A 20,028-nucleotide genomic window follows, 5' to 3' on the forward strand; every position below is an offset into this window, starting at 1 on the left:
TTAAAAAGTACATTTTTTCGTAAAAGTTTGTTGCTTTATTTTTTATACAATTCTAAATTGTACGAAGTAAAATGTATTGATGTAATGATAATTCTCCAATACATTTAGTCTTATTTCTATCGTACCTCATAGTACCTACCTGATGTTTTTCTTGTCAGGCATACATTGAAGTCTCAGATATAAGACAAATCCGATAAAGATCTATGAATTTATGAAATTGCGGGTGGTCCCCGAAGCTGAAAAGTAAATTTGGTTTGAGACCAAATGATCTCCTGAATGGTAATAACCTGCTTTACCTCTTGTGTATACCCATCGAAAGAAAAATTAAATTCTTCGGGTACCAAAGTATGACCAGTAGCCAGGAAATGACAAGCTAAACAATCGCCTACCTTCTCTTTCGCTACATTTTTTGTAACGGTATTTTCAGATTTTTTGAGGTTAAAATTTCTAAAGTTATCCACTACATCATGGTGGTGAAAGCTTTGAGAAAACAGAGCAAGAAAATAGATCCCAAACAAAAGTCTGGAGATAAAATTCTTTAATTGTCTGGTTTCCTTAAAAATCATGCACCAAAAATAACAATAATAATTGTAATTATTCAATAAAAATAATAACCTCAATTAAAACATCTGATCATATTTCGAGGTTTACTCGAGTTGAGATGCTAAATGTTCCCACTCCTGTAAAGCCAGCTCCAGGTCTGCTTTTACTTTATTATATTTTTCCAGGCTCTCTTCTGAAGGATTTTCTTTTGCAAAAGAGGCTTCCATTTCTTCAGATTGAGTTTCCAATTCGGAAATCCTTTCTTCTACTTTCTTTATTTTGTTCTGGATATTTTTTTGCTCCTTACTTACAAATCCTGATTTTGGCTGAGATACTGTTTCAGTTTTTTCCGGTGTTTCAACTTTTGGCTTAACCTCTTCTTTTACATCATCATTATGAAGCTTTGCCTTTTCCGCAGAAATTTCCCTGATGGATTCTTTTTGTCTGTACTCCAGATATTCGTTGATATCTCCCAGAAATTCTTTCATTTTCCCATCACGGAATTCAAAGATCTTATCACAAAGGCCCTGCAGGAACTCCCTGTCGTGAGAGATTACGATCAATGTTCCTTCAAACTTTTGCAATGCCAGCTTGATAATCTCCTTAGACTGGATGTCAAGGTGGTTGGTAGGTTCGTCCATAATCAACGTGTTGAACGGACGCAATAACAATTTACATAACGCCAGACGGTTTCTTTCTCCCCCCGACAATACTTTGGTTTTCTTGGTAACAGCTTCCCCCTGAAATAAGAATGATCCCAGCAAATCTCTTACTCTAGGTCTGGTTTCTTCCGTAGCAGCATCTTCCGCTTCTTCCAGAACCGTTTTATCCGGTGTTAATACTTCTTCCTGGTTTTGGGCGAAGTATCCGATATTTACATTATGTCCTAAATTCCAGGTTCCTGTGTAGTCTTTGATTTCTCCTGCAAGAATTTTTGCCAAAGTTGTTTTTCCCTGTCCATTTTGCCCTAAAAGAGCAATCCTGTCTCCACGTTGGACCATAAAGTCTACGTTATCGAATATTTGCTTATTTCCATAAGCTTTTCCAAGATTAATGGCTTCAAAATTAACTTTCCCGGGAACAACCGATTGCACAAAACGAATATTGAATTTGGAAACATCTTCATTTTCCACCTCGATACGTTCTACTTTCTCAAGCTTTTTAATCAACGACTGGGCAAATGCGGCTTTGGAAGCACTTGCACGGAATTTATTGATCAGGTCCTCGGTGTGTTTTATTTCGGCATCCTGATTCTTTTTAGCCTGAATCAGCTTTTCTTTTCTGTCTTTTCTGAGTTCAAGATACTTGGTATAATTTGCCTTATAATCATCAACCTTTCTGTTATTAATATCAAAAGTTCTGTTACAAACAGAAGTCATAAACTGTTTATCGTGACTCACCAATACAATCGCTCCAGGATAATCTTTAAGAAAGTTTTCCAGCCAGATGATAGATTCCATATCAAGGTGGTTGGTAGGTTCATCTAGAAGCATTACATCATTCTTTTGAAGAAGCAGTTTTGCCAGCTCTATTCTCATTCTCCATCCTCCGGAAAACTCATCCGTAATTTTCTTAAAATCATCTGCTTTAAAGCCTAACCCGAATAATACTTTTTCCATATCGCCTTCCAGATTGTAAGCATCATGGTGCATTAAGAGGTCGTTTAACTCAGTCATTCTGTTGATCAAATCCGTATAAGAATCACTTTCATAATCTGTTCTTACCGTCATCTGATGATTCACCTCCTCAAGTTCATTTTTCCAGGCATTGATCTGTTCAAAAGCCTGCATGGTTTCATCCCAAACAGTTCTTCCTTTCACAAAATCCAGATCCTGCTTTAAGAAACCAATGGTGATATTTCCATCAGGGACTACATTTCCTTCGTAGAATGTAATTTCTCCGGAAAGCATTTTCAATAAAGTGGATTTCCCAGCTCCATTTTTACCTACTAAACCAACTTTATCATCCTTTTTAATTGTGAAATTCACATTTTGAAACAAATAGTTTCCCGAATGATGTAACCCTAGACCTTGAACCGAAAGCATTTAATGATATAATTTAAGAATTAATACTGAATATTTTTCGGGTGCAAAAATACGGAAAAAGAAATGAATAGACCAGAAATAAAAAAAGCCTCCTGTATGCGGCGCTTTATTATATAAGTTTCAAGTAAAAAGGGCGAACATCTGATTTATCGGTTTACTTAATAAATAATAGACCGTATCCAATCATCATTGTTTGGAATATTACTTTCATAAGCAAAATCTGTAATGACCATATCTTCCGGAAAAAACATTTCGGTCCGGAGAGCAGAATGAAAGTTATTATCTAAGGATTTACACGGAACATTCAGTCCATTGTTTATGATCTCCTTATACATTAAAGCTTGTGATTTTTGAAGTTGCCCTTTTTTATACAAACCGAAATTGGCTGAAATATGAATATAGCACGCAAGCTTTTCATAATCATATAAAGGTTTCTGGCCTGATTTAAGATTAACTGCGTATTTTTCCAGTTCATTATAAAGGGTTTCCAAATAAAAATGTTCCGGATCTAATGTAAAATCACTTTCACTAAAGTCAGTGATAAAAACCGGAGCCACGGAATTTGTCTGCATGAGCATTAAACTCCCGTACACTTTTGAAAGATCATTATATACCATTTCTTTTTCAACATATGCCTGGGACAGGATATCCCCCTCATCAATCCGGTGATTCCTTAAAGGTATATCCCATATTTTATTTTCTTCTGTGTCTTTGGCTGTCTCTTTTACATGAGAAATATAATCATTAACATCTGAAACCTCAAAATAATTTCCTGAAATATATACCGATTGTGAGCTATTAAGATACCCTCCACCAACATCCTCATGAACACCCGGAACAAAAATTTCTTTCCAGACGCATTTGTCAGTCATAAATTCGGAATCATTCATAGTACGGGAGTTCTCAAAAAAACCGGTCAGCGGAAAAAAATACCGGCACTCGTTCATCGCACATAAGTGAAGGGCATTTTCCACTCCTTGCGATAACTTTACGTGGTATTGGTTAAATGGAGCTGATTCTACAGTATCGAACACTCCAAGGAACTTTATTTTTATATGCCCTGAAATTGAAGGCCCCCGCTTTAACAGTTCATAGCAAAAATTCCTCGCCAGCATACCTCCTCTTCCAAATCCATAAACATAAAACTGATATTCTTTGGTTGTGTCTCTTATTTTATCTTCAATAAAAGCATATGCTCTCCGAAGTTTATCATCCGAAGAATAGCCGGAATATCCTATAGGATTTTTACAGGTAGCCTTTGCAAAATCACTGTCTTCGGAGCCTGTTATTGTTCCTATTCCTTCTACATATAATTTTTCATTCCCGTCGAATACTTTAAAAAGTTTATATATGTTGGTTGGCAAAGCGTGATAACTTATGTGATCCGTCAATGTTTTTTTATCTGAAGTTGCATTGAGTCCGTTACTTCCTGCCCCATCAAAAAAAATTCCGACGGATATTATAGTATTCTCCATAATAACAATTTTAAACATTTACCCTCTGCACATTTAACAGTAAGCCTTAAAAATTTTAGCTTTCAGCAGGATAAACATTTCAAATTAACCGTGAAAAAAAATGGAATAGTAGAGTAAAAGCTACCAAATAAAAAATTCCGTATTTCTACGGAATCATATTTTTTCTATTGAATAAATATGATTGATGATGGCATAGATCACAATACCAACTGTATTTTTAGCTCCTATCTTTTCAAGGACTCTTTGGCGGTGGCTTTCCACTGTTCTAGGGCTTATAAAAAGTTTTTCCGCAATTTCATTATTGGTAAACTCCTGGCAGATGAGTTTTACAACATCTTTTTCACGCTCGGAAAGTTCATCTTCCATTTCAAATAAGGATTTCTTTTTACTGGAAGAATTCATATATAAAAAAAGCATTTGATGATCTTCTGCCGTAAAATAAACTCCGTTTTTATGTACCATGGTAATGGCCTCAATAAATGTTTTTTTATTGGAATTCTTCGGAAGGAAAGCAGACACGCCCAGCTTTACCATATACCCCAAAATGGAACTTTTATAATGAGAGGAAAGAATAATGATCTTAAGATCAGGATATTTCTCTTTAAGAATTCCCACCAACTCAAAGCCGTTCATAGGTTGCATCTGCACATCCACGAGGGCAATATCCGGAAAACTATTCTCCGCAAGACTTTCTAAATTATTTATAAAATCGGGACCGTTATCTGAAGTAAGGGTCACGGAAATATTCTGCTCGTTTGATAACAGTAACTTTATTCCCTCGAGAATTAACTGTTCATCATCTATCAGTGCTATTTTAATCTTGGAATTCATTGTTGCATGGAATTTTAATAATTAGACGACTTCTTTTACCCGGTACATTCTTCCACTTATGGATGGCATTAATGGATTTGATCCTGGATTCAATATTTTTGATGCCCATCCCTTTTTTTACCAGGTTATAATCAAACCCTTGTCCGTTATCTGAAACCACAAGTGCTGTAATTTTCGAATAATCTTTAAGATAAATCCAAATCTTCGTGGCTTCTGAATGCTTGATAACATTGGTCGTAAACTCCTGTATAATCCGGTAAAGCTGAACCTCAATAAATATATCTTTCTTTTTATAATGAGATGCCACATGTAATGAAATATTAACCCTGTTGGATAGATTTGCGATTAATTCTTCGATGTATAAGACAAGTCCTACCGATTCCAGATTCACAGGATAAAGGGAATGAGATATTGTCCTTGCTGAATCGATAAGGGCAGACATTTGCCCATTGATGTTCTTTTTGATCAGTTCATCGCCTTTTGTATCGAGATTATTCAGCCACAAAGAGAGAATATTGAGTCTGTTTCCCATATCATCATGAATCATCACGGCAATCCTTTTCCGTTCTTCCTCCTGGGCCTTAATATTTTCCAGTACAAGCTTTTTCTGATGAAGGACTTCAGCTTCATGCTGTACATTCTTTTCTTTGATGATCCTGTCGACAAAAGTTTTGTATGCCAACAAAATAAATACTACGATAATTGCTATGGTAACAATTATAAGTATTAAAAAATCAATATGTAAGGTTATTTCTTTAATTTGATAAAAGTATATATAAACGAACCATACAAAATGCTTGACAGTATATTATTGGTTCCTAAAATTGTATAATAATCATCTTCTGACAAGGTGGCTATCTGATGTTGAACGATAAAAATAAAGACCGAAACAGAGTAATAGAAAAAAATACAGGCATCTACCAAGATAAACCTGTTGATGGCTTTATTATTTTTAATTTGTTGCAGTAAAGTAGATCCTGCAAAGCAAATAATGATGATGTTGGAAGTTACTTTTACAACATCATCATTAAAGTAAATCTTAAACGTTTTATTCATCAGTAAAAAACCGAGAGAAAGAACTGCTACCGGAATCCATCCGTATTTAGATATTCCCAGCTTTCTAATGAATAAACTTGTCAAAAGGAAAAATTCGCCAGCTATATAAATAGGGTACAAAAATGAAGTGTCCTTGTAATGCAGAACAACCGTTAAAAAATTAGTGGCCGCTTCAATGAAAAAAAGAAATCCGATATAAAAAACATATTGTTTTTCTTCCTTTTTAAGAACGGAATACTTTGCTATCCCAAAAATAAGGGAAACAAGAAGTAAAAAATTAGTGATACCCCACGTAGTAATAAAATAGCTATGCATTTATTGTTCTATAATTGACAAATTGGAGGACATGGTCTGGACCAGTCGTAGGTATTGGAAATAACTTCTACACTTCCTGTATTTTGCAGATCTTTATAAAATGAAATAAAGATGAGTGTTACCAATGGTCTCTGATAAATTTCAGAAAATTTGATTCCGAAAGAGCATATGATATAGCTCAATCCTTCTTTGGATGGACACAAATCTTCAACAGGCACATAGAATCTCTTAAAAATCCTTGCTCCTTTGAATTCATCACATTCCCTGTAAAACCAGGTAGATCCTTCATCTCTCCAGAGCTCAATAGCAGCAACAGCTTTATCCTGCTCCATTATCGGCATATTAGCTACCGGTAAATACATATCCGCTGTTTTATCTACCTGCTGAAGTTCCTTGGAAAGAACGGCGTTTTTTACTAATGTATATTCTTTGGTTTCTACTAAAGTAAGATTCGATGTAAGTTCTGCAAGAACACTGTATGGATATTCATTAACAGCAATTTTTTGTCCGTTGACATCAAGAGGGCAAAGGATCAGTACAAGCTGATTTTTGTATACCCCTATTTCAGAACAAAAATCATCACATTTATTGTTCTTTTTTAACCAATCAATCTGATCAAAGGAAAGGGTAAAAACATAATTGGGGGGAATAAGTTTTTTTATCGTTGAGTAATCTTTAGAACTGGTATCCCATGCGGCGATTGCAGCGGCATACTCTTCTCTGTTGAAAATTATCATATTTACATGGTTTTAGTGGCATAAAATTATGTAAACTAAACTACCTATGCAAATATACCATCTATAATTGAAGATTTATTAATATTTTTAAATATATAAGAATAGCCTATTCAAAGGCCTTTCCAAAGGAAGTGCTATCGTTTCTTTCAAGCAGACTTAATAGTTCCTCACTGTAATATGGTAACAGCTCTGTTGTTTTTCTTTGATGTAATAAATCCTCCCGGCACTCGCATAAAATTTCAACACCTTTTCAAGGGCAATTTCCATTTTAGGATTATACTTCAGGACATCATTAAACCGTATATAGGAGATATCAAAAGAGTTACCGTAGTTGTGGGAGCTGATTCCGAGGGAAGCATTGGAGTTTACTCGTCTTAGCCTGCATTGATCCTCAAGCGTTCTTGTCATGGATGAAACCGTAAAAGTATGTCCTTTTGTTTCTTTACTGAACCTGGCTCCCATTTTCTCGAGTGTTGTTTTTGCCTTGGAAACCATATACGGCCTACTATAATCCAGTTTTTGAACCCGATAACCTTTTCCTAACTTTTTTATTTTATGAAATTTTCCACTGTTGATGTATTTCTGAACCGTTTTACTATTTGTTAATAATTTTACACCAAAGCTCCTTGAAGCATCGAGATGCGGCTTATAAAGCGGAGTCGGCTCTACCTTTAAAACCTCTGCAAGATCGTAACAGATCCCTATTTTTTTTGAAGATTGCCCATAATGAAAACATCCTATAAAACATCCAAAAATCAAACAAAGAATTTTTTTCATTCGCCGTTTTTTTTAATTAAAAAAATGAAAAATAAACATTTATGCAATGTAGTTCAACCATAAGAGATGTATATTTAAAATATATACTTCAATAAATCCTATATTACATTATCATATTCACACTCGTTAATCAATTTAATTTAATTCTTTTTAAAAATTAATTTGAAAATCTGAAATTTAAACTATAAATTTGGTTTCAATATAAAAATAAACATTATGATAAAAAAACTTTTTGCTGAATTTTTCGGCACATTTTGGCTTGTTTTTGGCGGTTGCGGTAGCGCAGTCTTTGCCGCCGGAGTTCCCGATATCGGTATAGGTCTTTTAGGTGTTGCTTTAGCATTTGGTCTTACAGTGCTTACCATGGCATACGCTGTAGGTCATATATCAGGTGGACATTTTAATCCTGCAGTTACTTTCGGCCTTTTAGCCGGAGGAAGATTTCCTTTCAAGGATCTGATTTCATATGTTGTCGCACAATGTCTCGGAGCAATTGCAGCAGCAGGATGTCTTTACATTATACTGAATGGAGCCGGAGCTTTCAGCGCCGAAGGGCCCGGAGCCTTTGCAACGAATTTCTATGATATGCCAGGTTATAACAACAGAAGCTATTCAATGGGGGCAGCTTTCTTAGCAGAATTTCTGTTAACAGCTTTCTTCCTTATCGTTATTATGGGCGCAACGGATAAATGGGCTAATGGGAAGTTTGCAGGAATCGCTATTGGTCTTGCTTTAACCCTGATCCATCTGATCTCCATCCCAATTACAAATACTTCTGTAAATCCTGCAAGATCTTTGTCTCAGGCATTATTCGTAGGAGGAGCTGCCATGTCCCAATTATGGTTGTTCTGGGTCGCACCTATCCTTGGTGGAGTTGCCGGTGGGATAATTTATAAGTTTTTACTTCAGCGGTCAGACAATGAGGTCGCTGCTTAATCATAAAAAAATCCTGTCGATCTGACAGGATTTTTTATTTTCTTTTTTTAATATCGAACGGGTTTTTAAAAATCAGTTCTTCATGTTTTCCTTTAACTTCCATTTTTTTCTGAAGTAAATTCAAAGCCATTTTTCGGATAAAAAGGTCTTTATCATTAAGCTTCCAGTAAGAATCCATATGTACCTGTACCGGTTTTTTAATGTGATAAAATTCCGTTTCCCATGTATCCTCATTATGATAAAACTCAATAAGCCCACAATGTTCCGGAATCTGTTCATGATCGACCATTCCCATAGGAAGGAGAAAGCTGAATGCGTTACAAATATAATCACCACATGAAATTTTGTCGTGTTTTAAAAATTTTTCTCCTGTAGATGCATTCTGATAAGATTTTTTGAAATCATTCTTAAAATCACTTTTAGAGAGTTTAATCTCTATTTCATGGCTTAGCCCCATAGCATCAATAATCAAAATATCAGCTTCCCAATCTGAATGAAAATGATTGGTTAAAACAAGTTCTTTCTCAAAGTCACAATGAGAATGAATGAATGCATGAACAAGTTCTTCAATTTTTAACATATTTCTTTTGGGCTTAAGGTTGGGAACGAGAGATTTAAGAGGGTAAGCTCTGGAAACTTTGAGATGAAATCTAAGGCTTGCACATTACGCATACCTCAGCTCACCAATAAACTGCATCCCCTGATATCTGAATGATCTATCCTTCCGAGGATCTGAAATTTATTTTTCGGAAGCATCTTACCCAGATCCTGAGTCGCAATAAAGGAGCAGGAATGAAAATTCGCCAAATCGATAATATTCACAGCACCTGTTCTTCCTTCTTTTTCATAGGTTAAAGGGTCTTCAGCATTTCTCACCAACACCCGCATCCATTTCGGACATTCATACTCGTTATTTCCTAAAGAGTACGCCTGTGATAAAAGTTCTGTCATAGAATACTCGGAATATATGGCATTGGTGTTAAAACCTTTTTGTAAAATCACCAACAGTTCATCTTTTGTCATTTCTTCTTTACGTCCCTTCATTCCTCCTGTCTCAATTATTATAAGATTTTTAGAAAAACCAATCGGCTCATCACCTCTTTGGGAGGCACAAAAATCCAAAAAATCTAAAAGCGCGAAAGAAACCCCGAAAAGAATTACTTTTTTACCCTTCAAAATTTTTAAAAGTTCAAATAAGTCAGCATGATTGTATAAAAAATATCCGTTTTCAGACTGGGCAGAAACATTCATTAAGTAATCCACCATATAAATCAGAGAAGAATTTTTCTTTTCCAGGTAGCTCGGAAGAAGGCCAAGAAATATAAAATCCTCAGGTTTTCCGATAAACTGTTCAAAACTCTTATAAATACTTTCCCTATACAGATTTTCATTGGCAATGAAATGTTTTGACAAATTCATCTGCGTGGTTCCGGAGCTTTGAAAATATAGGTCAGCGACTACTCTTTTGTCAAGGATTTGATGATTTTTAAACATCTCAATGGGTAAAAATGGAATTTTTGTCACTGTGTCAACAGTGTCAGGATCAATTTTCAGATAATCTACAAATTTCCTGTATACATCAACATTTTCATATTGATAGCGAAATGTTTTTAATGAAGCATTTAAAAAATCCTGTTCAGTTCGTATGTTGAATATATTTTCCAATTTTCTAAATTTTTAACATTCTTTTGATCTCATTTTTAACCGGTTATCCTTACAACATTCTTTTTTAATATTTTTTTAATATAAATTGAAATTTTTGGTCAAATTCTTGCAATACTATTTTCGGAATATGGATTAAAAACAGAGTGAATTTATTCATTCGAAGATTACCTCTTTTAGAGGTAATTTTTTTTTGCCTTATCATCAAAAGTTTTTAATTCAAAATCTTTTTCAAAGACCCCGTAGGTAAAGTAAGAAATCCAATCTCCGAGATTGATGTATTTAGCTTTATGTTCGAGCTCTAAAACCATGGGAAGGTGACGATGTCCATAAATGAAATAATCAATTTTCTCTGTTTTCAATTTTTCTTTTGAATAGATGATCAGAAACTCTTTATCCTCTCCTAAAAATGCTTTATCCTCTTCACCGGAAATCATTTTATTTTTCTGAGAAAGATATAACGCAATCTTCATGGCAATATCCGGATGAAGCCATTTAAAAGCCCATTGTGCAATAGGATTAGTGAATAACTTTTTCATTCTTTTATATCCCTTATCCCCCGGGCCCAAACCATCTCCATGGGCAAGAAGGAACTGCTTGCCACCCATTTCAAAATATTGCCTCTTATAGAATACAGTACATCCGATTTCCTCTTCCAGATAATCTTTCATCCATAAATCATGATTTCCCACAAAGAAATAAACATGAATCCCACGATCCTTCAGTTCAGCAATTTTTCCTAATACACGAACGTATCCTTTGGGAATAACATATTTCCATTCATGCCAGAAGTCAAAAAGGTCACCCATTAAAAATAAAACCTGAGCATCTTCCTTTATCTCATCCATCCAGCGTATAAACTTCTCCTCACGAACCTTGCTTTGTTTAGGATCAGGAGCGCCAAAATGCTGGTCGGATGCAAAATATACTTTTTTTCCAGGTTGTAAATTGATGGTTGTCTTTAGCACTGGTTGAGTTTTTTATTGAATACAATTATACATTATCTTCTGCAAACCATTCCCCGTAAGAGTTTTCAGTTTCATGAAGTTTAAGATAAGCTAAAGAAACCTCAGCAGGAAGCTTAGATTTTATTTTAGCAGCGATAGCATACAGCATATTTTCGCATGTAGGCTGGAAATTACAATAGATTACTTTATGCCCTCTTTCTTCAAGATCTTCACCCAGTTCCTTATGCGGCGATAATCCGTTGATCAATACTGCATGATCCCAAACATCTACAATTTCAGATTTTACGATACTTTTAATATCACCAAAATCCACTACCATCCCATTTTTAGGGTTTTCCAAATCATTAATAGGCTTTCCTTTCACTGTTACAAACAGCTTATAGGAATGTCCATGCATATTTTTACACTTTCCATCGTAATTATACAGCACATGTGCTGTTTCGAATGTAAAAATTTTTGTAATACGTATCATGATGCAAAGATAAGGAATTTGGGCTGAGTATGGGCCACATGCCAAGGAGTACAATCAAATGAACGGTGATATTTAAATCTTCTCCAGCCAATCACTTTTCAGCCTTTGAATCCTTTGTGTTTTAGAATCAATAAGAACCCAAAGTGTTAATGAATCTACCACAAGCTCTCCATTACAATAAAATTCAACTTTCCTGGGTTGCCTGATTCCTTCAGGATTTTTAGGATATGTTTTTACTGTAATAATATCATTCAGATAGACTTGCTTTTTGTATTGGATATGATGATCAAGCAGCATCCAGATATCTTCAGGGTATTCAGTTAAATGCTTTACAGAATCCCAATGTTCGGTTGCAATTTCCTCTACCCAACTCACATATTGTACATTATTGACATGCTTATTCTGATCTATATTTTCTTCTGTTACCTTGATCTGCTTTTCATACACTAGACTCATCTCTCTTCAAAATTTATCCAAAAATAAGGCATAAAAAATAAAATCTGCCAAAACAGGAAATACCTTTCCTGTTTTATTATTTTAATTTGATCAAAAAAAACAGAATCGAATAAATCCGATTCTGCTTTTATATCATAACTTAAAAGTTTTCACTTAGTTTTTGCAGCGGGTTTAGTGGCTGTTGCAGTAGCTCCCAGTTTGGTTTTTACAGCCGGTGTAATATCCTCGCTTCCGTCTGTATATACCAGATTGTTGGCTCCCTGCGCTGATGAAGTATCAAATACATAGCTCAGATTTCTTTCTTTTGCTACAGCAGAAATCGCATTTTGGATTTTTTGCTGTACCGGAGTAAATAACTCGGTCTGTTTAGCAGAAACCTCCTTCGCCGCCTGACCTCTGGCATCTTCTATCTTTTTACCTAATGTCTGTAATTCTGTTTGTGCAGCCATCAGCTCTTTGGTAACAGCCTCTTTATTGGCTTCACTCAATGTCTTCTCTTTATCTTGAGCTGCCTTAAGTCTGGTTTGATATTCTGTGATCAACTTCTCAATTTCAGCCTGCTTGGTTTTAGTCAGGTTATCAATAGTAGAAGTTACCGTTTTCACCTCAGACATACTTGCAAAAATATCATCAGAGTTTACATGGCCAATCTTCTGTTGGGCGTGAGCAGCGTTAGCCGTTAGCGTAAGTCCTGCTGCAATAAAAAGTACCTTAATTAACTTCATTTTTTTATTAAATTGTTTAAAAAACACTATTTTTTAGTTTTCAAATATAATACAAATTTTCATTAGTTTTTTAAACCTTTATTCCCGTCCAAAAGCCTGCAGACCTGAGAATATTTAATTTCTTCATCGCAAAAATCCTTCCCAACATGGAGAAGGATTTCAAACAATATGTATAATGTGGAAAAAACTTACTTTTTAATGAAACTGTGCTATTTCAGTAGAGTCTTTCATGGCGACAGTTGCTGAAGAACCACTTGTTACCACATTCTGAATCTCATCAAAATATCCGGTTCCTACAAAAGACTGGTGTTTCACAGCCCTGAACCCTTTTTGCTGTAAAGCAAACTCACGTTCCTGTAACTCGGAATATCCAGCCATTCCTTTTTCTTTATATGCTAATGCCAGCTCAAACATTGCTGTATTGAGTGCATGGAAACCAGCCAACGTGATAAACTGGAATTTATATCCCATTTTGGCAAGCTCCTCACGGAAAGTAGTCATTTCCTCAACACTTAATTTGGCAGCCCAATTGAATGAAGGTGAACAGTTATACGCTAACATTTTTCCAGGAAATCTGGCATGGATTCCCTCAGCAAATCTTCTTGCCTGTTCCAGATCAGGATTAGACGTTTCCATCCAGATCAGATCAGCATAGGGCGCATACGATAAACCACGGTCAATTCCTTGCTCCACTCCGTTCTTCACAACATAAAATCCTTCTGAAGTCCTCTCTCCGGTCACAAATTTCTTATCTCTTTCATCAATATCTGAAGTCAGCAGGTCTGCGGCGTCAGCATCTGTTCTTGCAATAATGACACTCGGAACCCCTGCTACATCGGCAGCTAAACGGGCAGCTATTAATTTATTGATGGCTTCCTGAGTAGGTACCAATACCTTACCTCCCAAATGCCCGCATTTCTTTGCAGAAGACAGCTGGTCTTCAAAATGAACCGCAGCAGCTCCGGCCTCGATCATCTGTTTCATCAGTTCAAACGCATTCAGATTACCTCCAAAGCCAGCCTCTGCATCAGCAATAATAGGAACAAGGTATTCTTTATCGCCACCTCCGTTTACAGACTGGATCTGATCCGCTCTTAACAGAGCATTATTGATTTTCTTAACTACAGAAGGAACGGAGTTCGCTGGATACAAAGATTGATCAGGATACATTTCTCCTGATAAATTCGCATCAGCAGCCACCTGCCAGCCCGAAAGGTAAATAGCCTCCAACCCGGCATCTACTTCCTGTACTGCCTGATTTCCTGTTAATGCGCCCAATCCTGCTACAAAATCCTGAGTCGTAAGCTTCTCCCAGAATTTTTTAGACATTTCAGTGGCGATCGTGTAATCGATCGTATAAGATCCTCTGAGCTTTAAAACCTCTTCAGCTGTATAAGGTCTTTGTACTCCCTTCCAACGTGGATTGTTCAGCCAATCCTGCTCTAAAGCCTGAATTTTTTCTTGTTTCGTTTTCATAATATTTTGATTTGTATTTAGTTATAAATTATTTTTATAAAATTCGGAATACGAGTTCTACAGGTTTATCATTGGAATTCCATCAGCTTGACCAAAAAGAACATATCGCTCATAGATTCAATGATTTCAAAAACCAACTCGAAAAACTATATCGGATTCTTACCCACAACTTTTCATTCTCAAACGCGTTGATACCTAAATAAAAGGATACGCTTTCAAAGTGAGGAATTCTTCAAATTTTTCTGAGAAGATCAATTCGTTAAAAAGCTCTTTAGCCAGATTAAATTTCCCGTTTTTAAAGCGCTCTTCACCTACATATTTTTCAATGGTATCCATCTCTTCTCTTTCCCACTGAAGAACCATTTCTCTGGTAAGAATCCGGTCATCAATTAAAACAGCCTCATTCTTCAGCCATTGCCAGATCTGTGTCCGTGAAATTTCTGCGGTAGCTGCATCCTCCATAAGATTATAAATAGCCGCTGCACCTATACCCATCAACCAACTTTCGAGATAAAGAATTCCTACATTAATATTTTTACGAACACCTCTTTCACTAATCTCTCCCTTAGGAATTTCCAGCAGATCACTTTCCTTGATTTGATAATCCACTTTCTTGTCAATTTGGTTTTTTGAAGGCATATATTCGTCAAAAATATCTTTAGCCAAAGAAACCAAAGCAGGATGGGCTACCCAGGTGCCATCATGCCCATTTTTTACTTCACGCTCCTTATCTGCTTTTACTTTTTCAAAGGCAATATGATTCGCCTGATCATCATTTTTTATAGGAATCTGAGCAGCCATTCCTCCGATGGCATGTACATTTCGTTTGTGGCAAATTTCAATCACCCTTTTAGAATAGGCAGTCATAAAGGGGGAGGTCATAGTTACCTGATCACGATCCGGTATTATAAATTCAGGAAGGTTTCTGAATTTTTTAATAAATGAGAAAATATAATCCCATCGTCCGCAGTTCAATCCTGCGCTGTGTTCTTTTAGTTCGTATAAAATTTCATCGATCTGAAACGATGCGGTGATCGTCTCTATTAAAACCGTAGCCTTAATCGTACCTCTTGGAATCTGAAGGTAATTTTGGGCAAAATCAAAAACTTCATTCCACCATCTGGCTTCTTTATAGTGTTCCAGTTTGGGAAGATAAAAGTAAGGACCACTCCCCTTTTCAAGAAGCCTTTGTGCATTCCTGAAAAAATAAATCCCAAAATCAACCAATGAACCGGAAGCCTCTTCACCATTGATCTCGATATGCTTTTCATGAAGATGTAATCCTCTTGGACGAACCAGTAATACGGCGGTCTTTTCCTGCAATTGATATGCTTTCCCTTCTCGGGTTTTAAAATCTATACTTCTGCTAATAGCATCTGAAAGATTAATCTGCCCTTCCATGCAGTTTTTCCATGTAGGAGCATTGCTGTCCTCGAAATCTGCCATAAATGTGGATGCTCCAGAATTAAGCGCATTGATGATCATTTTACGATCTACCGGACCCGTAATTTCAACTCTCCGGTCAAGTAAATCTTCAGGCAATGGCGAACATACCCAATCTCCATTTCTTATTTCTTCTGTCTGAGGTAAAAACCTGGGAAGATTTCTGCGATCAAAATCAAGCTGAGTTTCTTTTCTTTCTTCTAAAAGATCAAGCCTTTTAGCATTAAAGTTCTGGTGAAGTTCAATCAGAAACTCTATCAATTCGGGATTGAAAATCTCTTCAAACTGGCTTTGAGCCTTTATTCTTAATTGGGTGGTTGTTTCCATAACTCATTGATTTTGTGATTTGATATTACAAACATAAATAAAAATTTTCACAATTAGCGAACGTTCGCTAATTATTTTTAAAAATTATTATGCGAATAATCGCAATCAAATATCTATATTTGAGTAATGAATGCAGAAAGTGATTTTATTAAAACGGTTTTCGGTCTTAAACTGAAGCAGCTGAGACAAAAGAAAAATTGGTCTCTGCAGGACCTTGCCGTAAAAACAGGGTTATCAAAATCTTACCTCAACGAAATTGAGAACGGAAAAAAATACCCCAAGCACGATAAGATTATCCAGCTTTCCGAATCTCTGAACTGCACATTCGATGATCTGGTTTCTACGAAACTAGACAAAAGCCTGGCTCCGTTTAATGAAATTTTACAATCGGATTTTTTTAAAGAAGTTCCCCTGGACCTTTTCGGAATAAATAAAAATAACCTCATCAGCATCATCAGTGATGCCCCCAAAAAGGTCACCGCCTTTATCAATGCACTGATTGAAATATCTCAAAACTACAATCTGGGAAAAGAGCGTTTTTATTTTGCCGTATTGCGATCCTTCCAGGAACTTTATGATAATTATTTTCCTGATATCGAAGAAAAAGTTTTATCCTTTGCTCAGGAGCATTGTTTAGAGTTCAGTAAAAATCTGGATCCGGATATTTTACAAAATATCCTCAATGAAAAATTCAATTACACGATTCAATCCAAAGATTTCGAACCTTTTGGAACATCCGTGCATCTCCGTTCATTATTTATTCCTGAAAAAAAACTTTTACTGCTCAACAGCAAATTAGAAAAAGACCAGAAGACATTTATTCTCGCTAAAGAAATTGGTTTTAATGTTCTTGAATTAAAAAACCGCCCCAACACCTACTCATGGCTGGATTTTGGAAGCTTCGAGGAAATCCTGAACAATTTCTATGCGTCCTATTTCGCCGGCGCACTATTGATTTCGAAAGAGCAGATTATAGAAAATACTTCTGACTTCTTTTTACAAAATAGCTGGAAACCCAAAAGCTTCATCCATCTCATTGAAAGCTTTACGAATTCTCCGGAAACATTTTATTACAGGCTGACTAATGTCCTGTCTTCAGAATTAGGAATAAAAGATTTGTTTTATTTATGCCTGGTTAAAAAGAAAGATTCCGAAAGAATTCAGATTTTAAAAGAACTGCATCTGAATCACCAGCAGGCTCCTCATGCTAATGCTACGAATGAACATTATTGCAGAAGATGGATTGCTGTAAAAAATCTTCAGGATTTAACGGAAAATGAAACATTAACGGACGCTCAGATTTCCCATTATAAAGATCAGGGAATAAGTTATCTCGTTATTTCCACTTCCCAGAAAAACCCTTTTTCAGACGGCAGTAACCGAAGCTACTGTCTGGGAATATTATTAAATCCTCAAACAATAAAGAAAATAAACTTTATCAAATCTCCAAGTTTACCAACGATCAACGTGGGGGTAACCTGTGAATCCTGCAGTATTGCAGATTGTGAAGTAAGACAAGCTCCACCGGTTCGTCTTGAGAAGGAATATTTTAATCAGAGTATGAAAAATTCCATTGAAAAAATCCGAAAGGAAGTAGAATCTCAGGGTTAAAAAGGATTACATTCTTTCATTACTTCTTACCTCTTTCATTTTTCAGCTAATAAACTTATATTAGTAAAAACACAAAAATGATTCTTGACCTTCTTTTCCCCAATCGTTGCATCCACTGCAACCGGATCATCGATGCAGATCTTCTGGTATGCTCCTCCTGTTTTGAACATATTCATTTTACCCATTTCAATTATTTAGAAGATAACCTGTTTAAAGAAAAATGCAAATTATTGTTTCCGGTTGAAAACGCATATGCGCTCATGTATTTTGAGGAGGAAAACTTAAGCCGTAAGATCATCCACGAATTAAAATATAAAAACAGGGAAAAAACCGGCAAAGTGATTGCAAACTGGACAATCGGGAGACTGGATTTTAAAAATAACAAACCTGATTTACTGGTAAGCGTTCCACTTCATCCTAAAAAAGAAAGAGAAAGAGGATATAATCAATTGCATCTGTTTACAGAAATACTATCCAGCCAATATCATATTCCATTTGACCATCACCTGATCAAAAGAAATTACTATTCACAAGCTCAGGCCCTAAAAGATAAAAAACATCGCCTAAAAAATGACAACACTTTTTCAATATCCAAAAAGCTATCCGACAAACATATTTTATTAATTGATGACGTTTTTACCACCGGCAATACGATCGCAACTATAGCATGGGAAATCTTAAATAGCGGCAATAACAAAGTGAGCATTCTGGTAATGGCAATAGATTAACCTCTAACTTCTAACCTCTACACCTTACTTCCAGCTTTCAATTCTTTTTCATAATTTTCCGGATAAACTAATAGATATGAAAAACCTGCTTTTACTGCACGGTGCTTTAGGGCACAGTGATATTTTCAAACCTTATCTAAAGGACTTATCAAAACAATTCAATATACACACCCCTCTTTTTTCAGGGCATGGAAACACTGAAATTCCGCAAGATGGTATCAGCATAGAAAAATACACTCAGGAACTGGCTGAATACTGTAAGCAACAAAAACTCAATGATGTTTATATTTTCGGACACAGCATGGGTGGCTATGTTGGTCTCTGCTATGCTCTGCAGGTACCGGAAAAAGTAAATTCCGTATTGACATTAGGCACAAAATTCGACTGGACAGAGGAGCAGGCTTTAAAGGAAAGTACAATGCTTGACCCTGAGACCATTCTTTTAAAAATTCCAAAATATGCTGAACAACTGGAATTACAACACGGCTCCCAATGGAAAGAGCTGCTTCCCGCAATTGCCGGCATGATGGTTTCTTTAGGTAAAAAACCACCGCTAAATTCAGATAGTTTATCAAAGATTACAACTCCAGTCCAGATCATGGCCGGAGACCATGATAATATGGTAACATTGGAAGAGACCGTTCAAACCTATCGTCGTATTCCTAACGCAAGATTAATGATACTTCCGGACACCAGACATCCAATGGAAAAAGTACGTCCGGTATTATTGATGGATATAATGAAGGATTTCTGGAATCTGTATTAATTACCGCTGTAATTTTTCACCATAGCTAAGGTCACCGGCATCTCCCAATCCGGGAGTAATGTAGCCTTTGGAAGTCAGTTGATCATCAATAGCACCTACCCAAATTTTTGCTTCAGGATAAGCTTTTTCAATTGTTTCTACTCCTTGTTTAGATGCGATGGCCGCTACAATGTGCAATTGAGTAGGTGTTCCGTGTGTGAGTAAGTCTTTGATTGCTTCAATTAATGACGCTCCTGTAGCCAGCATAGGATCTCCCACGATTAAAGGTCTTCCTTCAATACTTGGACAAGTAAGATAATCCTGCTTGATCGAAAAATAATCGTTGGCATCATGTTTTCTATAGGCTGCTACAAAACCGCAATCAGCTTTATCCAAATAATTTAATATTCCCTGAAATAGAGGAACTCCTGCCCTAAGAATAGTAGTAATCACTGGTTGTACTGCAATTTCCCTAACCTTTATCGTATCCAGAGGAGTCTGGATTTCAACTTCTCTTTGCTCAAGTTCTTTACTGATTTCAAAAGCGGCAATCTCTCCGATACGTTCCATATTTCTACGGAATCTCAATCGGTCATGTTGAACATCTACATTACGCAGTTCGTTAATCCACTCATTAACAAGAGAAAAGTTTTCAGATAAAATAGTAACCATGAAATTTTAAATTTTAATTAGAGTTGGT

21 protein-coding genes are annotated in these 20,028 nt (G+C 36.0%); 4 read left to right on the forward strand and 17 right to left on the reverse strand.

Annotation, left to right across the window (positions count from 1 at the left end):
• Window positions 1–209: 209 nt before the first annotated feature.
• The 8 genes from PFY10_09250 to PFY10_09285 all read right to left on the reverse strand — a co-directional run bounded on the left by PFY10_09250 (window position 210) and on the right by PFY10_09285 (window position 7,779).
• Complete coding sequence (locus PFY10_09250; GenBank protein ID WBV58632.1) at window positions 210–566, reverse strand: hypothetical protein; 357 nt, start codon at window positions 564–566, stop codon at window positions 210–212.
• Between the two features lie 81 nt (window positions 567–647).
• The gene (locus PFY10_09255; GenBank protein ID WBV58633.1) at window positions 648–2,588 is read right to left on the reverse strand and encodes an ATP-binding cassette domain-containing protein; all 1,941 of its coding nucleotides are present in this window, start codon (window positions 2,586–2,588) and stop codon (window positions 648–650) included.
• A 158-nt stretch (window positions 2,589–2,746) separates the two neighbouring features.
• Complete coding sequence (locus tag PFY10_09260; GenBank protein ID WBV58634.1) at window positions 2,747–4,063, reverse strand: DUF2235 domain-containing protein; 1,317 nt, start codon at window positions 4,061–4,063, stop codon at window positions 2,747–2,749.
• A gap of 153 nt (window positions 4,064–4,216) precedes the next feature.
• The gene (locus PFY10_09265) at window positions 4,217–4,894 is read right to left on the reverse strand and encodes a response regulator transcription factor (GenBank protein ID WBV58635.1); all 678 of its coding nucleotides are present in this window, start codon (window positions 4,892–4,894) and stop codon (window positions 4,217–4,219) included.
• Window positions 4,878–5,576: a histidine kinase gene (locus tag PFY10_09270; protein WBV58636.1), complete on the reverse strand. Its 699-nt coding sequence runs from the start codon at window positions 5,574–5,576 to the stop codon at window positions 4,878–4,880. The genes PFY10_09265 and PFY10_09270 overlap by 17 nt, the downstream gene beginning before the upstream one ends.
• 65 nt (window positions 5,577–5,641) lie before the next feature.
• On the reverse strand, window positions 5,642–6,265 hold the full coding sequence (locus PFY10_09275; protein ID WBV58637.1) for a hypothetical protein: 624 nt from the start codon (window positions 6,263–6,265) through the stop codon (window positions 5,642–5,644).
• Between the two features lie 8 nt (window positions 6,266–6,273).
• Window positions 6,274–7,002: a hypothetical protein gene (locus tag PFY10_09280; GenBank protein ID WBV58638.1), complete on the reverse strand. Its 729-nt coding sequence runs from the start codon at window positions 7,000–7,002 to the stop codon at window positions 6,274–6,276.
• A 156-nt stretch (window positions 7,003–7,158) separates the two neighbouring features.
• Window positions 7,159–7,779 (reverse strand): DUF5715 family protein, encoded by a 621-nt coding sequence (locus tag PFY10_09285; GenBank protein WBV58639.1) that lies wholly within the window; start codon window positions 7,777–7,779, stop codon window positions 7,159–7,161.
• Window positions 7,780–7,998: 219 nt separating this feature from the next.
• On the opposite strand from PFY10_09285, the gene aqpZ reads away from it, so the two are divergent.
• Window positions 7,999–8,715 (forward strand): aquaporin Z, encoded by a 717-nt coding sequence (aqpZ, locus tag PFY10_09290; GenBank protein WBV58930.1) that lies wholly within the window; start codon window positions 7,999–8,001, stop codon window positions 8,713–8,715.
• A 34-nt stretch (window positions 8,716–8,749) separates the two neighbouring features.
• On the opposite strand, the gene PFY10_09295 is transcribed toward aqpZ, so the two are convergent.
• The 8 genes from PFY10_09295 to aceB all read right to left on the reverse strand — a co-directional run bounded on the left by PFY10_09295 (window position 8,750) and on the right by aceB (window position 16,244).
• Window positions 8,750–9,295, reverse strand: a complete 546-nt coding sequence (locus PFY10_09295) for a hypothetical protein (GenBank protein ID WBV58640.1) — start codon at window positions 9,293–9,295, stop codon at window positions 8,750–8,752.
• A gap of 95 nt (window positions 9,296–9,390) precedes the next feature.
• The gene (locus PFY10_09300) at window positions 9,391–10,380 is read right to left on the reverse strand and encodes an acyl transferase (protein ID WBV58641.1); all 990 of its coding nucleotides are present in this window, start codon (window positions 10,378–10,380) and stop codon (window positions 9,391–9,393) included.
• A gap of 173 nt (window positions 10,381–10,553) precedes the next feature.
• Window positions 10,554–11,345: a UDP-2,3-diacylglucosamine diphosphatase gene (locus PFY10_09305; GenBank protein ID WBV58642.1), complete on the reverse strand. Its 792-nt coding sequence runs from the start codon at window positions 11,343–11,345 to the stop codon at window positions 10,554–10,556.
• A 25-nt stretch (window positions 11,346–11,370) separates the two neighbouring features.
• Window positions 11,371–11,817 carry a 6-carboxytetrahydropterin synthase gene (locus PFY10_09310; protein WBV58643.1) on the reverse strand — a complete coding sequence of 149 codons (447 nt, stop codon included), beginning with the start codon at window positions 11,815–11,817 and terminating at the stop codon, window positions 11,371–11,373.
• Window positions 11,818–11,889: 72 nt separating this feature from the next.
• A complete protein-coding gene (locus PFY10_09315) occupies window positions 11,890–12,273 on the reverse strand; it encodes an acyl-CoA thioesterase (GenBank protein WBV58644.1) in 384 nt (127 codons plus the stop codon).
• A 149-nt stretch (window positions 12,274–12,422) separates the two neighbouring features.
• On the reverse strand, window positions 12,423–12,998 hold the full coding sequence (locus PFY10_09320) for an OmpH family outer membrane protein (GenBank protein ID WBV58645.1): 576 nt from the start codon (window positions 12,996–12,998) through the stop codon (window positions 12,423–12,425).
• 195 nt (window positions 12,999–13,193) lie between these two features.
• Window positions 13,194–14,474 (reverse strand): isocitrate lyase, encoded by a 1,281-nt coding sequence (gene aceA / locus PFY10_09325; protein WBV58646.1) that lies wholly within the window; start codon window positions 14,472–14,474, stop codon window positions 13,194–13,196.
• A 195-nt stretch (window positions 14,475–14,669) separates the two neighbouring features.
• Window positions 14,670–16,244: a malate synthase A gene (aceB, locus tag PFY10_09330; protein WBV58647.1), complete on the reverse strand. Its 1,575-nt coding sequence runs from the start codon at window positions 16,242–16,244 to the stop codon at window positions 14,670–14,672.
• A gap of 126 nt (window positions 16,245–16,370) precedes the next feature.
• On the opposite strand from aceB, the gene PFY10_09335 reads away from it, so the two are divergent.
• The 3 genes from PFY10_09335 to PFY10_09345 all read left to right on the forward strand — a co-directional run bounded on the left by PFY10_09335 (window position 16,371) and on the right by PFY10_09345 (window position 19,349).
• Window positions 16,371–17,855, forward strand: a complete 1,485-nt coding sequence (locus PFY10_09335; protein WBV58648.1) for a helix-turn-helix transcriptional regulator — start codon at window positions 16,371–16,373, stop codon at window positions 17,853–17,855.
• 77 nt (window positions 17,856–17,932) lie between these two features.
• Entirely contained in the window at window positions 17,933–18,583 is a 651-nt protein-coding gene (locus tag PFY10_09340; protein WBV58649.1) for a double zinc ribbon domain-containing protein, read from the forward strand.
• A 76-nt stretch (window positions 18,584–18,659) separates the two neighbouring features.
• The gene (locus PFY10_09345; GenBank protein WBV58650.1) at window positions 18,660–19,349 is read left to right on the forward strand and encodes an alpha/beta hydrolase; all 690 of its coding nucleotides are present in this window, start codon (window positions 18,660–18,662) and stop codon (window positions 19,347–19,349) included.
• Here the strand turns inward: PFY10_09345 and upp are convergent, their stop codons facing one another.
• A complete protein-coding gene (gene upp / locus PFY10_09350; GenBank protein WBV58651.1) occupies window positions 19,350–20,000 on the reverse strand; it encodes a uracil phosphoribosyltransferase in 651 nt (216 codons plus the stop codon). It abuts the gene before it with no gap.
• Window positions 20,001–20,028: the final 28 nt, after the last annotated feature.

This window comes from Chryseobacterium daecheongense (assembly GCA_027920525.1).
Taxonomy (GTDB): Bacteria; Bacteroidota; Bacteroidia; order Flavobacteriales; family Weeksellaceae; genus Chryseobacterium; species Chryseobacterium proteolyticum.

What these genes read in the sequence shown, in the direction of transcription:
- PFY10_09265 (WBV58635.1), bottom strand. Translation starts at nt 4,894, where the DNA reads ATGAATTCCAAGATTAAAATAGCACTGATAGATGATGAACAGTTAATT.
- PFY10_09345 (WBV58650.1), top strand. Translation starts at nt 18,660, where the DNA reads ATGAAAAACCTGCTTTTACTGCACGGTGCTTTAGGGCACAGTGATATT.
- PFY10_09260 (WBV58634.1), bottom strand. Translation starts at nt 4,063, where the DNA reads ATGGAGAATACTATAATATCCGTCGGAATTTTTTTTGATGGGGCAGGA.
- upp (WBV58651.1), bottom strand. Translation starts at nt 20,000, where the DNA reads ATGGTTACTATTTTATCTGAAAACTTTTCTCTTGTTAATGAGTGGATT.
- PFY10_09315 (WBV58644.1), bottom strand. Translation starts at nt 12,273, where the DNA reads ATGAGTCTAGTGTATGAAAAGCAGATCAAGGTAACAGAAGAAAATATA.
- PFY10_09340 (WBV58649.1), top strand. Translation starts at nt 17,933, where the DNA reads ATGATTCTTGACCTTCTTTTCCCCAATCGTTGCATCCACTGCAACCGG.
- PFY10_09255 (WBV58633.1), bottom strand. Translation starts at nt 2,588, where the DNA reads ATGCTTTCGGTTCAAGGTCTAGGGTTACATCATTCGGGAAACTATTTG.
- PFY10_09280 (WBV58638.1), bottom strand. Translation starts at nt 7,002, where the DNA reads ATGATAATTTTCAACAGAGAAGAGTATGCCGCTGCAATCGCCGCATGG.
- PFY10_09275 (WBV58637.1), bottom strand. Translation starts at nt 6,265, where the DNA reads ATGCATAGCTATTTTATTACTACGTGGGGTATCACTAATTTTTTACTT.
- aceB (WBV58647.1), bottom strand. Translation starts at nt 16,244, where the DNA reads ATGGAAACAACCACCCAATTAAGAATAAAGGCTCAAAGCCAGTTTGAA.
- PFY10_09295 (WBV58640.1), bottom strand. Translation starts at nt 9,295, where the DNA reads ATGTTAAAAATTGAAGAACTTGTTCATGCATTCATTCATTCTCATTGT.
- PFY10_09335 (WBV58648.1), top strand. Translation starts at nt 16,371, where the DNA reads ATGAATGCAGAAAGTGATTTTATTAAAACGGTTTTCGGTCTTAAACTG.
- PFY10_09320 (WBV58645.1), bottom strand. Translation starts at nt 12,998, where the DNA reads ATGAAGTTAATTAAGGTACTTTTTATTGCAGCAGGACTTACGCTAACG.
- PFY10_09310 (WBV58643.1), bottom strand. Translation starts at nt 11,817, where the DNA reads ATGATACGTATTACAAAAATTTTTACATTCGAAACAGCACATGTGCTG.
- aceA (WBV58646.1), bottom strand. Translation starts at nt 14,474, where the DNA reads ATGAAAACGAAACAAGAAAAAATTCAGGCTTTAGAGCAGGATTGGCTG.
- PFY10_09285 (WBV58639.1), bottom strand. Translation starts at nt 7,779, where the DNA reads ATGAAAAAAATTCTTTGTTTGATTTTTGGATGTTTTATAGGATGTTTT.
- PFY10_09250 (WBV58632.1), bottom strand. Translation starts at nt 566, where the DNA reads ATGATTTTTAAGGAAACCAGACAATTAAAGAATTTTATCTCCAGACTT.